Raw genomic sequence first — 13,604 nt, forward strand, 5'->3', positions numbered from 1 at the left:
CGTGGTTCCTAGGAGTGCGCGCCGGGCTCGTGAGCGCCCGCGCCGGCTGGTGGCCTGCGCGAACACTCACGAGCCGCGTGGTGGGAACGGACGAGTCAGCGCATCACTTCTTGAGGACCTCGACCGACGAGTAGTCCGCGCGGCGGCGGAAGTCGAGGACCACGGTCTTGGTGTGCTTGGACTTGGCCGCGACGCCCTTCTCGTCCCACACCGGGATCGAGGGCAGATCCTTCGCGATCAAGTCCTCGGCCTGCTGGTACAGCTTGACCGCGGCGTCCTTGTCCGCCGTCGAATCGGCCTGCTTCAGCATGGCGTCGACCTGGGGGTTGGAGTACGTCGAGTCGTTCGACGAGGCCCCGGTCCGGTACAGCGGGTTGAGGAAGTCCTCAATGGACGGATAGTCCGCGGACCAGTCGGAACGGCCCATGCCGGTCAGCTTGTGGCCGGTCACGATGCTGCGCCACTGGCCGAAGTCGGTCGCCGGAACGAAATCGCATTCGACGCCGAGGGTGTTCTTGATGCTGTTGCACGCGGCCACCAGCGGTTCCTTGCGCCCGCCGTCGGCGTTCGAGGCGATGGTCAGCTTGCCCTTGAAACCGGACTTCGCGAAGTACTCCTTGGCCTTGGCCGGGTCGTACTTGCAGAACTCGCCGCAGACGCCCGGGCGGTAGCCCTGGATGCCCTGCGACACGTAGCCGTCGGCCGGGACATAGGTGTCGTGCATGACCGTCTTGGTGATCTGCGCGCGGTCGATCGCCATCGAAATCGCCTTGCGCAGATCCGGGTTGTTGTACCCGGGCACGTAGTACGGCACCGCGATCGTGCTGATCCCCAGCAGGTGCCCGGTGACCAGGTTCTCCTTGAGGTCGGTCTTGTACTTGTCCGCGGTGAGCGCGGACGGCGGCAACGTCTCGATGAAGTCGAGCTTGTTGCTCAGCAGGTCCTGGTAGGCGGTTTCCTGGCTGGCGTAGATCTTGACGTCCAGGTCCTTGAACTTGACCTTGTCCGGGCCCTGGTAGTCGTCGAACCGGGTCAGCTTCATGTCGACGTTCGGCGTGCGGCTGACGAACTTCATCGGGCCGTTGCCGATCGGGTGCTTCGCGAAGGCGTCGGGGTCCTTGAAGAAGGAATCCGGCAGCGGCGCGAACGCGGTGTAGCCGATCTTGGTGGTGAACACGGAGAACGGCGCGTCCAGCGTCACCTGGAACTCGTAGTCGCCCTTGACGGCCAGGCCGGACATCGTGTCCTTGGCCGGCTTCGCCCCCTTGTCGGCGGGGTGGACGTCGGAGTATCCCTGGATGTTCTCGAAGAACGTGCTGTTGATCTGGCCGTTCGCGGAGTTGGCCCCGTAGTTCCAGGCGTCGACGAAGTTCTTCGCCTTGACCTCGGTGCCGTCGTGGAACTTCCAGCCGTGCTTGATCTTGATGTCGAAGACCTTGGAATCGGTCGTGGTGATCGAGTCCGCCATCAGGTTGTACGGCTCGCCGCTGTCGCCCTTGTACCCGACGAGGCCGGAGAACATCGGATCGACGGCCTTGGAACCGCCGAGTTCGTTGGTGTTCGTGGGGATCAGCGTGTTCTGCGGTTCCGTGCCGTAGACCGTGAAGGTCCCGTTCGGATCCGCTTCTCCCGACGATCCGCTGCTGGATCCGCCGCCCCCACAGGCAGTCAGGAGCAGTGACAAGGTTGTCACGACCGCGGCCGCGCTCCAGAGCCTGGATGAACCCCGCATGTCCCCTCCGTTTCTCGCGTCCACATAGCGAGATGGAGGCTAGCTAAATCGGCGCTTCGTAACCGGATCGCCGGGTTGCACCTGAATAACGACACCGTTCATCACCCGGTCAGCTCACAACTAACTGCGCTTGATGACTTTCGGTGCTTTTGGTACGGGTCCGGGCGCGGGATGCGCGCCCGGTCACGTGGCCGCTGCGGAGCGTTCAGGCGAGCGACAACGCGATGCCGTCGAGGATGTCGTGCTCGCTGACGACCAACTGGTCCGGACCACCGCGCGCGGCGAGTTCCTCGGCGAGGACCTGGACGACGACCGCGCCGCCGCCGATCACGTCGACCCGGCCGGGGTGGATCACCGGGTTTTCCGCGCGGGTCGCGCGGTCGGCCGCGAGGAGGTTTTCCGCGACCCGGTCGATCTCGCCGTGGGTCAGTTTCGACAGGTGAATGCGCTCGGAGTCGTACTCGGGCAGCGCCAAGGAAACCGCTGACAACGTGGTCACGGTGCCGGCGACGCCGATCCAGGTGCGGGCCTTCGCGACGTCCACGACGTCGAACGCCTCGGCGAGGATGCCGCGAGCCAGCTCGCGGGCGGCGGCGATCTCGTCAGCGGTCGGCGGATCGTCCTTCAGCGCGCGCTCGGTGATCCGCACGCAGCCGATGTCGACGGATTTCGCGGCGATCACCTCAGCCTCGCGACCGTTCCAGGTGCCGAGGACGAGTTCGGTGGAGCCGCCGCCGACGTCGACGACCACAAAGGGCCCGTCGTCCGGGTCCTGCTCGCCGACCGCGCCGGTGAAGGACAGCCGGGCTTCCTCGTCGCCGCTGATCACCTCGGCCTCGACGCCGAGCGTCTCGCGGGTCATCGCGAAGAACTCGTCGCGGTTGCTCGCGTCGCGGGTCGCGGAGGTGGCGACCATGCGCACCTTCTCGACGCCCTTGCGTCGCGCGGCGACGGTGTAGTCCGCGAGCGCGGCGCGGGTGCGCTCGAGCGCTTCCGGCGCGAGCCTGCCGGTGGCGTCGACGCCCTGGCCGAGCCGCACGATGCGCATCTCGCGGTGCAGGTCGCGCAGGTCGACCGTGCCGTCGTGCCGAGGCGTCAGCTCGGCGACGAGCAGACGGATGGAGTTGGTCCCGCAGTCGATCGCAGCTACCCGAGGCATGTCCCCGACTTTACTTGGTCTCCGCCGCCGCGCCGGCCAGGCGGGCATATAGGCGAGTCCTATGCCCCCTCTCCGACATTTGGTCTTTGCCTTTCCCTCTTTTCCGAGCCTACGGTTGACGTGTTCGCCGCATTTCCCTTCGCGGCGGTTTTTTTCTCCTTTTATCGAGAGGTTCTGTGGCATGTCCACGATCGAATACGGAATAGCGGGAAAGCGCGCGGTCGTCACCGGCGGTTCCCGCGGAATCGGCGCGGCGATCACTGCGCGGTTGCTGGCCGCCGGCGCGACTGTGCTCACGACCGCCCGGTCGGCGGGCCCGGTGCCGGAGGGAGCGTCCTTCGTCGAGGCCGACGTCCGCACCCAGGCAGGCGCCCAGACGGTCGCTTCCGCCGCAGAGGAGGTCCTCGGCGGCGTAGACCTGCTGGTCCACAACGCGGGCGGCGCACGTCCGCACCCCAGCGCGCTGGCCATCCCGGACGACGAATGGCAGGACGCGCTGTCGGTGAACCTCCTGGCTGCGGTCCGCCTGGACGCGCTGCTGGTGCCGGGCATGCGGGACCGCCGCTCGGGCGCGATCGTGCACATCTCCACCGCCGCGCTCCGTCCGCCGTTCCCGCCATTCCTGCACTACGTGGCAGCGAAAACGGCACTGGAGGCGTACAGCCGAGGCCTGGCCGCCGAACTGGCACCGTCCGGCGTCCGCGTCAACACCGTGTCCCCCGGCCGGACCGCCACGCCCGGCGGCGTAGCGACGCGGGAGCAGTGGGCGAGCCTGTCACCCGGCTTTGCGCTGCCCGGGGTCCCGTTGGGCCGCGACGGCGAGCCGGACGACATCGCCAACGCCGTGCTGTTCCTGCTGTCCGACCAGGCGAGCTGGCTGACCGGAAGCGGTCTGGCCGTCGACGGAGGCGAATACCCGCGATGAACGCGTATCAGGGCAAAACTGCGGTCATTACCGGCGGCAGCACCGGAATGGGCTTCGCCACCGCGAAATTGTTCGCCGACGGCGGAGCTCGCGTATTCATCACCGGCCGTTCCCAACCCCGTCTCGACGCGGCTTTAACCCAGCTGGGCAACGAGGCGACAGCCATCCGCGGCGATGTGGCGTCGCTCTCCGATCTGGACGCGCTGGCGGCTCAAGTACCCGGCCCGATCGACGCTCTGTTCGTCAATGCGGGGATCGCCCGGACGACACCGTTCGAGTCGGTCACCGAGGAGCAGTTCGACGAGCAGTTCGCGGTCAACGTCAAGGGCGCGTACTTCACCGTGCAGAAGCTCGCGCCGCTGCTGCGTTCCGGGGCGGGCGTCGTGCTGACCACCTCGACCGCGAACGTCATGGGCCTGCCGGAAACCAGCGTCTACTCGGCAGGAAAGGCCGCACTGCGTTCGATGGCCCGCACGCTCGCCGCCGAACTGCTCCCGCGCGGCATCCGGGTCAACGCGATCAGCCCCGGCCCCATCGACGCCGAGATCCTGGAAGCCGGGATGTCGGGCGAGGAAGCCGCACAGTTCAAGGCAGCGCGCGCCGAGGCGAACCCGATGAAGCGGCTGGGCACACCCGAAGAGATCGCCCGCGCCGTCGCCTTCCTGGCCTTCGACGCCACCTTCACCACTGGCATCGAACTGGTCGTAGACGGAGGCGACACGCAGCTCTGAGGTTAGGCGGCCACTGGCTGGTACCAGGCCTCCTGCCGCAGAAACTCGAGCAACGCCATCTCCGCGGGCCCCGCCCCGGGCCGAACGGCCGCGACGACGGGCTGGGACATGACCGGCAACACCGGACGGACGAGGTGCTCGTGCCCGTCCGGCACCGCCGACGCCGGAACGAGCGTCACTCCCAGCCCGTGCGCGGCCCACCGCACCGCCGTCGAGGTCTGCGACACCCGTGCGACCGCGGTCGGCTTCAATCCGTTGTCGCGCAACACTTCGGTCAGGAAGCCGTCGAGCGCACTGGCCGGATCGAACCTGATCCACTGCTCTTCTTCCAGCTCCCGCAACGCGATCCGGTCCTTCTTGAGCAACCGGTGTTTGGCGCCGAGGACGACCACGAACTCCTCGTCGCCGAGATGATGCCCCTCGTACAGGCCCTCATCGCACGATGAGCCAAGCAACGCGAGATCCAGCACCCCGCGCCGGGCGAGCTGCTCCAGGTCAGCCGGGTTCGGTTCCTCAAAAACCGTCACCGCCAACCGCGGAAACCTCCGCCGCAACGCAGCCAACGCCCCCGGCAATTGTCGAGTCCCCAATCCCATCTGCGCCGCGACGAGCAACTCGCCGGCCAGCTCGTCAGCGCCCGCCCTCGCGGTCGCCTGCGCCCGTCGTGCCGCCCGCACCGCGACCTCGGCGTCCCTGAGAAACGCTCGCCCCACGACGGTAGGCACCAGGCCGGTGGGCGTGCGGGAGAAGAGCTGCACGCCGAGTTCCCGCTCGAGCCCCCGAATCTGCTGCGAAACCGACGGCTGAGCGACGTGAAGCGCCTCAGCCGCAGCGGTCACCGACCCCGCCTCGGCGACCGCCAAGGCGTACTCGAACTGGCGAAGACTCATCGGCTCCCCTGCGGGTTGTAATGGTGTAAGCAAGGTTACCGGAGAAATTTCTTGGTCAGCCCGCAGTCGGCGTCCCGCTGCTCGGGGAGTTGCTGCTCGACGAGGTGCAGGTCGTCGTTGATGTCGGCGCGGTGGTTGTCGTGGTCGAGGTGCTGGTTCCGCAAGTCGGACTGCTGGACCCGGTGGTCGGCGTTTCGGTCGGACTACCCGAGGGCGTCCCGGGCGGACTGTTTCCCGGAGGCAGTGCGGTAGGCGTCACCGACGGAGCACCAGAAGAGACCGGCGGCAACTCTGTAGTCCGCGGCCGATCCCCCGGACTCGCTGGCGGCGGCGCGGAACTGGAGGTCGTCGGCCCAGGAGCCCCGACCGGAACCGGACTGTCCGGCACCTGGGCGACCCCCTTGCGGTAAGCCTCGGCCCAGAGAATGACCGTGGTGACGTACGCGTCGGAGTTGTTGTAGCGGTAAATCGCGGTCCGCAACTGGTCCGGATTGGCCAGATCGAGCCCGCCGGAGCAGAGGTAGCGCGCCGCCGCGAGCGAGGCGTCGAAGAGATTGCTGGGATCGGCCTTGCCGTCGCCGTTGCCGTCCGCCGCGTAGGTTCGCCAGGTCGCCGGGATGAACTGGAACGGCCCGACAGCCCGGTCCCACACCGGATCCTGGTCAAGCACGCCGTGATCGGTGTCCGGAATCGCCGCGTACGGAGGAGTCCCGTTGAGCTGCGGCCCGAGAATCGGCTGGAGCGTCGTCCCAGCGGCGTCGACATACCCGCCCCGCGCGTGATTCGACTCGATCCGCCCGATGCTCGCGACGAGCGCCCAGTCGACATGACACCCCGGCTGCTCTTTCCCCAGAACGTCCGCCGCATGCCGATACGCGGCCAACGCGGTAGCCGGAATCCCGAGCGGTCCGTCCGGAAGGTCGTACGCAGGCAACGGAACCGGTGCCGGCGCCTCCGGCAACCGCCCGTCGACCGCGACGCCGCGGATACCCGGGTCGTAGCCCTGGTCAGGCAAGACGTCCGCCGTGTGCACCACCGGCATCCGCCCGACCCACCCGACGACCACGCCCGCGCCGACCGTCGCCGGAAGCACGCCGAGAACCCCGGCGAGCACCGCGACGACGGTCCGATGCCGCGAAGCCACCCTCCAGGCCCGATAACGCCCGCGCCTCGCCCTAACCCGTGCGCGGCCACTCCACCGAGCCTTCTCCGACGGGGGCCCGATGAGTGCTGAGGTTCTCTTGACTCTCCCTGCCTTGCCCGCCGCTGCTCCCGACGCGGCTGCTTGCGCGGCTACTTCACTGGCACCGGTGCTGTGGCCGTCCGCATCGCCTTGACCCGCTACTTCACTGCCTTCACCATCGTCGCCAGGGCCCGCTGACTCGCTACCGGCTTCATCGCCAGCTACTTCTTCGCCATTCGCCGCATCGCTCGCGCTATCGCCCTCGACCGTCGCGCCATCAGCGACTTCGACATCGGCTCGGGCCTCACCTACTGCTTCGCCACCGGTCTCCGAGACGTTCTTGCCACTGGCCCCACCGACGGTCCCGCCAGCACCCGCCGCACTGCCCGCCGAGCCCGCGCCAGCAATCCCCTCGTCAACACCGCCCGCACCGCCAGACGAGCCCTGACCACCGGCAACCCGCTCATCCGCACCGTCCGCCACCAGCTCGGCCTGACCGTCCTCGGCAGGAGACGCCTCAGCGCGCACCGACCGCTGAGATCTGCGTGGCACCCGCACTTTCCGCCCCTCCCCGGCGCGCTCGGCGGTGCACCCGGGCTCGCCTGCTCGGTGTGAAGCTGCGGTGCTCGCCGCGAAGCGTTCCCACCCAGGCGGGCACCGGCCTCTGTGGTGCCTATCCGTGCCCGGGAGCGGAGCGTTACCCGGCGCAGTCGCCCGTCGGCCAGCCCTGTTCGCGGACCCAGGCCAGGGTCTCGTCACCGAACGGGTTCACGCCGGGCCCGGCCGCGAGCGTGTGCGCGAGGTGGACGTGCAGGCATTTCACCCGTCCGGGCATCCCGCCCGCGGTGACCTGCGTACCGAGCGATTCGATGGCATCCCGCTCGGCGAGGTACGTCTCGTGCGTGCGCTGGTAGGCCGCCGCGAGTTCGGGGTCGGTGGTGAGCCGTTCGGTCATCTCCTTCATCACGCCGGATGCCTCCAGCGTGCCCACCATCGACGTCAACCGCGGACAGGTCAGGTAATACAACGTCGGGAACGGCGTCCCGTTCTCCAACCGCGGACTGGTCTGGACCACCGAGGGGTGCCCGCTGGGGCACCGCGCGGCCACCGCCCGCAAGGCCCGCGGCGGCCGTCCGAGCTGCTGCGCGATGACCTCCCGGTCGGCATCGGTGACGGGCTCGAATCGGGGTGTCTCCGTGCTGCTGTTCACGCTCTCCAGGCTAATGCCGCCGTCCGTCCGACCCCTCGCGACCTCCGCCGAAACGGCCGAGTTGTCCACAACCGGCGCACCGTGTGGACAACTCGCCGCATCCGCCTCCGCCACCCTTCCGATGTGGTTAGCGTGGAAGGCAGCCGAAGCTTCGCCACGAAATCAAACCGTCGAACAGAAAGGTCACCCGAACCAGAATCCCGCTGAACGCCGGAGAACGACCGCATCCGACTCTCAAAATCCCCAGGATCGGGGCCCCTCGAGAACGACCGATCCGATGACGTAAAGGAGTACGCCTAAGGCCTAAGAATCATCGGCATCCGCCGACAAAGGTGTCGATCTCGCCCGTCGACAGGCATCCCGCGGCACCAGCCTCGGCCAGCCAGCGCTCTGCCCGGGCCGATCCCAGCAAACCCACCGGCCAGAAGACCCGCCAGCCAGCACAACCTCGGCCGGTCAGCAATCCCGCCCGCCCAGCCAGCGACCTCAACCCCCGGAAACCTGTGCCCACAGGTTCTCGTACCAAGGCGCCTGGGGAGCAGGCTGCTGCCCTGGCTGGGCAGCCGTCGGCGAACCGGGCTGGTCCTCGGGCAACTGGACCATCCACGGGGTCTCGCCCGGCTTCACGTACCGGAGCCGGCGGCGGGCTTCCGCCTCGATCTGGGCCGGGTCGCTCAGCTGGGCTTTGCGGTCGCGCAACTGGGCGACCTCCTGCTGGAGCTGGGCGACCTGCGCTTCCTGGTCGCGGACCTCGGAACGCTGGGAAAGGTAGGTGCGCAACGGGACCGCGACGGTGAACGCCAGGGCGCACACCACGATCGCCACCACGGCGGCCCGCCGGGTGGTCGACATGCCGAGCACCTTGGCCGCACCGGAGGCGCGTTTCGCCGCCAGGCCGCGGCGCAGCCGGGCCCTGGTCGTCTCCGTCGTGCCCGTGCCGGTGCGGCGCCGGGCAGACGCGGGACGGCGGGCCCTGCTGGACTCGCTCCCCGCTGCCCGGCCGCCGCGGCGGCTGCGCGCCCTCCCCCGGTCGGCCATGTGCCCCTCAGGCCTCCGCGCTGAACCGCGGGAAGGCGAGGTCGCCGGCGTAGCGCGCGGCGTCCGCGAGGGTTTCCTCGATGCGCAGGAGCTGGTTGTACTTCGCGATCCGCTCGCCGCGCGCCGGGGCTCCGGTCTTGATCTGGCCGACGCCGGTGGCGACCGCGAGGTCGGCGATGAAGGTGTCCTCGGTCTCGCCGGACCGGTGGCTCATCATCGACTTGTAGCCGTACGACGTGGCGAGCGACACCGCGTCCAGCGTCTCCGACAGCGTGCCGATCTGGTTGACCTTCACCAGCAGCGCGTTCGCCGCGCGGCGGGTGATGCCCTCCTCGAGACGGTCCGGGTTGGTGACGAACAGGTCGTCGCCGACGAGCTGGACCTTGTCGCCGATCTCGGAGGTCAGCTGGACCCAGCCGTCCCAGTCGTCCTCGCTCAGCGGGTCCTCGATGGAGACGAGCGGGTAGTCGCGCAGCAGTTCGCCGTAGTACGCGGACATCTGCTCCGCGCTGCGCTTCGAACCCTCGAAGGTGTAGGCGCCGTCGGAGTAGAACTCGGTCGCGGCGACGTCCAGCGCGAGCGCGACGTCACGGCCCGGCACGTAGCCGGCCTTCTCGATCGCGGCGAGGATCAGGTCGAGCGCCTCGCGGTTGTTGGCGAGGCTCGGCGCGAAACCGCCCTCGTCGCCGAGGCCGGTGGCCAGGCCGCGGCTCTTCAGCACGGACTTCAGCGCGTGGTACACCTCGGTGCCCCAGCGCAGCGCCTCACGGAACGACTCGGCGCCGATCGGCGCGATCATGAATTCCTGGATGTCGACGTCGGTGTCGGCGTGCGCACCGCCGTTGAGGATGTTCAGCATCGGCACCGGCAGCACGTGTGCGTTCGGCCCGCCCAGGTAGCGGAACAGCTCCAGCTCGGACGATTCCGCGGCGGCCTTCGCGACGGCTAGCGAAACGCCGAGGATGGCGTTCGCGCCGAGCCGCGACTTCGCCGGCGTGCCGTCGAGGTCCACCAGCTTCTGGTCGACGATCCGCTGGTCGACCGCGTCTACGCCGACCAGGTCCGGGCCGATCTCGTCGAGCACCGCGGCGACCGCGCGCTCCACGCCCTTGCCGTTGTAGCGGCCGGTGTCCCCGTCGCGCAGCTCGACCGCTTCGTGTTCGCCGGTCGACGCCCCGGACGGCACTGCCGCCCGAGCCAGAGTGCCGTCGTCGAGCGCCACCTCCACCTCGACGGTCGGGTTCCCGCGCGAATCGAGAATCTCGCGCGCGCCTACCTGCTCGATGAGAGCCACGCTCTGCTCCTTGGTGGGTCGTGCCTGCGGTGACGCCGCCCAGAGTAACCGCCCAGCGGGTTCACCCGTTGGAGGCCAGGCCGGTGCCGGGCCGTGCCGCTGCGTGTTCTCCAGCTCAGCTGGGCACTTCGCCGGTCTCTTCGGCGGCCTGGTCCTCCGGCCGGACCTCGCGCCACCCCGACGGCAGCTCGACCTCGTCGGTCACCTGCTGCCAGAACGTCCAGCTGTTGCCACCAGGATCGGCCACGGTGAAAATCCGCGCGCCGTAAGGCTGATCCTGCGGCGGTTCCGGTGCCGCGTCCTCACCGAGCGCCGCGCACACGCGCTCGTACTGCGCGTCGACGTCGGTCACGTACACGACGTTCAACTGCCCGACCGGCCCCTCGACCCCCTTGGCTTCCCAGTATTCGGGACCGACCCCGGCCAGCTGCAGGCGCGCGTCGCCCGCGCGGAGCGTCGCCTGGAAAACCTCGCCGGACCCGTCCTCGAAGCGGACTTCCTCGGTGAAGCCGAACACCCTGGTCAGCCACGCGAGCGCGGCGGTCGCATCGCTGTAGTAGAGGTACGGCGCCAGTCCCACGTACTCGGGTTCCTGATCGCTGCTCATGGCGGCACAGTCCATCACGACTCGTCTGACGGTCGTGCAACGCCCTCCGCGCCGGTATCGTGAAGCGACCATGACGGACGCCGCAGCAGCCCCCGAACCCGACGGCGAATCGCGCTTCCGCAGGTTTCGCAACGCCGAGCACCTCGTCGCGCGGCGACGCCCGCTCGACGCTCTCAAGGAGCTCGAACCCCTCCTCGCCGACGAGCAGGACAAGCCGAGCGTGCAACTACTCGCCGGGCGCGCGTACTTCCACTCCGCCCAGCTCCGCCGTGCCGAACGCGCGTTCACCCGCGTACTGGAGCTGGACCCCACCGACCACTACGCCCGGTTCGTGCTCGGACGCACCCTCCAGCGCCTCGGCCGTTTGGCCGAGGCGCTCGCGCAACTGCGGATGGCGTCGGCGATGAACCCGGTGCCGGAGTATCTCGAAGCGATCAGCGAGGTCAGGGCGAGGATTACGCTCAGCGACCGCTGAGCCCGCGTGTCCCGAACATGCACCCGCAGAAGCACTCCCGGGCAACCGCCGGATCCAGCGCGGTCCCGGCGCGTCTTCTGAAGTGAACAGGGCAGCGGGGAAGCCTGGCCATCCGGTGCCCCGGCTCGGCCAGTCGGCCGATCCGGGCAGACCCGGCGAAGCGCGATCCTTGGTGTCATCACAGAGAGCGATTAGAGGAGGCCGACATGACCGCGCTGACCGTGATCGGAGCGACCGCCGGGCTGCTCGTGCTGGTGCTGATGGCGCTGGCGCCAGTGCTCGTGGAACTGAACGAACGCCACCCGGTCCAGCCGCGCAAGCAGCCGGTGCGCACCGAGGCCCGGCCGCAGAAGCCGGTGCGAGTGAGCGCCGTGGTGACGAGCCACTGATTGCTGAGTCGGTTTAAGCACCAAACCGATCTGCTAGCGGTCAGGCGCAGACCGGGCGGCCGAGTCGGCCATCAGCAGAACCGGACCCGCCGGGCAAGGTTGAACTGCCACCGGCCGGACCGGCTCCAGCCGGTACGAGCGAACGCCGCGCCGCCCACCGTCCACCGCCAACCCGACGCCGAGCCTCACCAGCCGAATCCGGGACTGCCACCGAAGGTGGCGATCGGCAGAACCTGGCCGCTGGGCCGGATTGAACAGCCACCGGCCAAACCAGTTCCAGCGGGCGCAAGCAATCGCCACGTCGCCCTTGCTGACCGAGGCAGCACAGTCGCCACACCAACCCGGCCAGGCCGGACGACCGAGGCGTCCACCGGCAGGACCCGGCCGTCGCACCGCGCTGAACAGCCACCGGCCAACCGGTTCCAGCCCGTGCATGCGGACGCAGCGCCGCCGACCGCTTGCCGAGCCAGCACAGTCGCCGGGCCGACTACCCACCAACCCGGCCCAGGTCGGGTGCCCGAGGCGGCCACCAGCAGAACCCGACCGCCGGGCAGGGGTGAGCTGCCACCGACCGGACCAGTCCCAATCGATGCGAGCGAACGCGGTGCCACCCACCGCACGCCGCGCCAGCCCGATGCCACGCCCATCCTCACCAGCCGAATCCGGGACTGCCACCGAAGGTGGCGATCGGCAGAACCCGGCCGCCGTGCCGGGCTGAACAGTCACCGGCCGGACCGGCTCCAGCCGGTACGAGCGAACGCGGCAGCACCGATCGCACGCCGAGCCAGTCCCGAGGTCACGCCCCAGCCGGGCCCATGTCGTCACCAGAAACGGCCCACGTCCCGCGCCGACAACCACGAAGCGGACGAGTTCCAGTCGGTGGCCGAGCCGATCAAGCCGCGCGATCAACCGTCCAGGTCAGCCCATCCCGCCGATCAGTCACTGATTCCAGCCAAGCCCGCTCAGGGCGCGACGCTCGCCGCCGCGTAGGAGTCTGCTGCGGTGAAGACGTCCTGTACGTAGTCCACCGCTGGGTTGTAGACCAGCATCGCTTTCCACCAGCCCGCTGGGGTGCCAAGGTCGTCGTCGCCCGAGCAGAGGTAGCGGGCGGCTGTGAACGCCGCGTCGTCGAGGTCGCGGGGGTCTGCCGCTTTGCCGTCGCTGTCTGCTCGTTGGGCGTGTTTGTGCCAGGCGGACGGCATGATCCGCAACGGACCGATCCGGTGATCCGCGGTGCGGTCGCCGTCGAGTTTTCCCGCGTCGGTGTCTGGGCCTTCCGCTGGACCAGGCTGCACCGTCATGGTGCCGTCCGGACCGGGTTTTTCCGTTCCGAACGCCAGGGTCCCGATCGCCGCGAGCGTCGCCCACGACAGGTGGCACGACGGTTTCTGCCGCTGCATCCACATCTCCGCGCGCCCGTACGCGGCGAGCACTCGTGCGTCCAGCCGCGTCTTTCCGGCGACTCGGGTCGCCCACGCGTCCAGTTCCGCTTGGTCGGACACGAGCGGGCGGTCCGGCGGGGCGGCCAAACCGACCCGCGGGGCTTCGGCGCCGGGTTGCGGGCGCGGTTCCGCTTTGGCTGAAACCGGCGGCGGGGCGGCCGCGGCGGGAGGGGCGGGCGGATTCGGGTTGTGGATCCCGATGGTCACCACCAGCACGACCCCGGTCAGCACCAGACCCAGCGCGAACGCGATGCGGCTCGGGTAGCGGCGCGGCGGACCCGCCGGCGACGGCGTGATGGTCGGCTGAGTGGTATCGGCCACTCGGACAGGTTACTGATGAACCCGCCCGGGGGACGCTGGACCGGGCGAATGGCAAGCGGATGGTTAACTCGGAGCCAAAGCCGCCCAGGTCACACAATTCGTTACGTGATCGATTGGCGACGCTCTGACCTGCGGTTACCCTAACCTAACTCCCGACAGAGCGTCGTTTTATCCGTTTTGCCGGGCCTGTTCAGCGAACTCCCCTCTG

13 protein-coding genes are annotated in these 13,604 nt (G+C 69.1%); 4 read left to right on the forward strand and 9 right to left on the reverse strand.

The genetic code is table 11. From position 1 onward, the window contains the following. Window positions 1-103: 103 nt before the first annotated feature. Both H5411_RS21000 and H5411_RS21005 read right to left on the reverse strand, forming a co-directional pair. Window positions 104-1,732 carry a peptide ABC transporter substrate-binding protein gene (locus H5411_RS21000; protein ID WP_183124766.1) on the reverse strand — a complete coding sequence of 543 codons (1,629 nt, stop codon included), beginning with the start codon at window positions 1,730-1,732 and terminating at the stop codon, window positions 104-106. Window positions 1,733-1,937: 205 nt separating this feature from the next. Continuing rightward, entirely contained in the window at window positions 1,938-2,891 is a 954-nt protein-coding gene (locus tag H5411_RS21005) for a Ppx/GppA phosphatase family protein (RefSeq protein ID WP_101437665.1), read from the reverse strand. Between the two features lie 181 nt (window positions 2,892-3,072). On the opposite strand from H5411_RS21005, the gene H5411_RS21010 reads away from it, so the two are divergent. Both H5411_RS21010 and H5411_RS21015 read left to right on the forward strand, forming a co-directional pair. Beyond that, window positions 3,073-3,816 carry an oxidoreductase gene (locus tag H5411_RS21010; RefSeq protein WP_183124767.1) on the forward strand — a complete coding sequence of 248 codons (744 nt, stop codon included), beginning with the start codon at window positions 3,073-3,075 and terminating at the stop codon, window positions 3,814-3,816. Next, the gene (locus H5411_RS21015; RefSeq protein ID WP_183124768.1) at window positions 3,813-4,547 is read left to right on the forward strand and encodes an SDR family oxidoreductase; all 735 of its coding nucleotides are present in this window, start codon (window positions 3,813-3,815) and stop codon (window positions 4,545-4,547) included. Before H5411_RS21010 ends, H5411_RS21015 begins: the two co-directional genes overlap by 4 nt. A gap of 2 nt (window positions 4,548-4,549) precedes the next feature. Here H5411_RS21015 and H5411_RS21020 read toward each other — a convergent pair whose 3' ends face one another. The 6 genes from H5411_RS21020 to H5411_RS21045 all read right to left on the reverse strand — a co-directional run bounded on the left by H5411_RS21020 (window position 4,550) and on the right by H5411_RS21045 (window position 10,769). Further along, complete coding sequence (locus tag H5411_RS21020) at window positions 4,550-5,437, reverse strand: LysR family transcriptional regulator (RefSeq protein ID WP_183124769.1); 888 nt, start codon at window positions 5,435-5,437, stop codon at window positions 4,550-4,552. 55 nt (window positions 5,438-5,492) lie between these two features. Beyond that, window positions 5,493-6,581, reverse strand: coding sequence for a lytic transglycosylase domain-containing protein (locus tag H5411_RS21025; protein WP_312878497.1), 1,089 nt, complete (start codon window positions 6,579-6,581; stop codon window positions 5,493-5,495). Window positions 6,582-7,317: 736 nt separating this feature from the next. After that, a complete protein-coding gene (locus tag H5411_RS21030) occupies window positions 7,318-7,839 on the reverse strand; it encodes a DUF501 domain-containing protein (RefSeq protein ID WP_183124805.1) in 522 nt (173 codons plus the stop codon). Between the two features lie 477 nt (window positions 7,840-8,316). Then, window positions 8,317-8,682, reverse strand: a complete 366-nt coding sequence (locus tag H5411_RS21035) for a septum formation initiator family protein (protein ID WP_183124770.1) — start codon at window positions 8,680-8,682, stop codon at window positions 8,317-8,319. Window positions 8,683-8,875: 193 nt separating this feature from the next. Beyond that, on the reverse strand, window positions 8,876-10,162 hold the full coding sequence (gene eno / locus H5411_RS21040; protein WP_101437660.1) for a phosphopyruvate hydratase: 1,287 nt from the start codon (window positions 10,160-10,162) through the stop codon (window positions 8,876-8,878). 115 nt (window positions 10,163-10,277) lie between these two features. After that, window positions 10,278-10,769, reverse strand: coding sequence for a VOC family protein (locus tag H5411_RS21045; RefSeq protein WP_183124771.1), 492 nt, complete (start codon window positions 10,767-10,769; stop codon window positions 10,278-10,280). A 70-nt stretch (window positions 10,770-10,839) separates the two neighbouring features. On the opposite strand from H5411_RS21045, the gene H5411_RS21050 reads away from it, so the two are divergent. Together H5411_RS21050 and H5411_RS21055 are read left to right on the forward strand one after the other, a co-directional pair. After that, on the forward strand, window positions 10,840-11,244 hold the full coding sequence (locus H5411_RS21050; protein WP_067575623.1) for a tetratricopeptide repeat protein: 405 nt from the start codon (window positions 10,840-10,842) through the stop codon (window positions 11,242-11,244). Between the two features lie 206 nt (window positions 11,245-11,450). After that, window positions 11,451-11,633, forward strand: coding sequence for a hypothetical protein (locus H5411_RS21055; protein WP_183124772.1), 183 nt, complete (start codon window positions 11,451-11,453; stop codon window positions 11,631-11,633). 962 nt (window positions 11,634-12,595) lie between these two features. On the opposite strand, the gene H5411_RS21060 is transcribed toward H5411_RS21055, so the two are convergent. Continuing rightward, entirely contained in the window at window positions 12,596-13,396 is an 801-nt protein-coding gene (locus tag H5411_RS21060) for a lysozyme family protein (RefSeq protein ID WP_312878498.1), read from the reverse strand. Between the last annotated feature and the right edge of the window lie 208 nt (window positions 13,397-13,604).

Origin of the sequence: Amycolatopsis echigonensis (assembly GCF_014174495.1) — a bacterium.
Classification (GTDB): Bacteria; Actinomycetota; Actinomycetes; order Mycobacteriales; family Pseudonocardiaceae; genus Amycolatopsis; species Amycolatopsis echigonensis.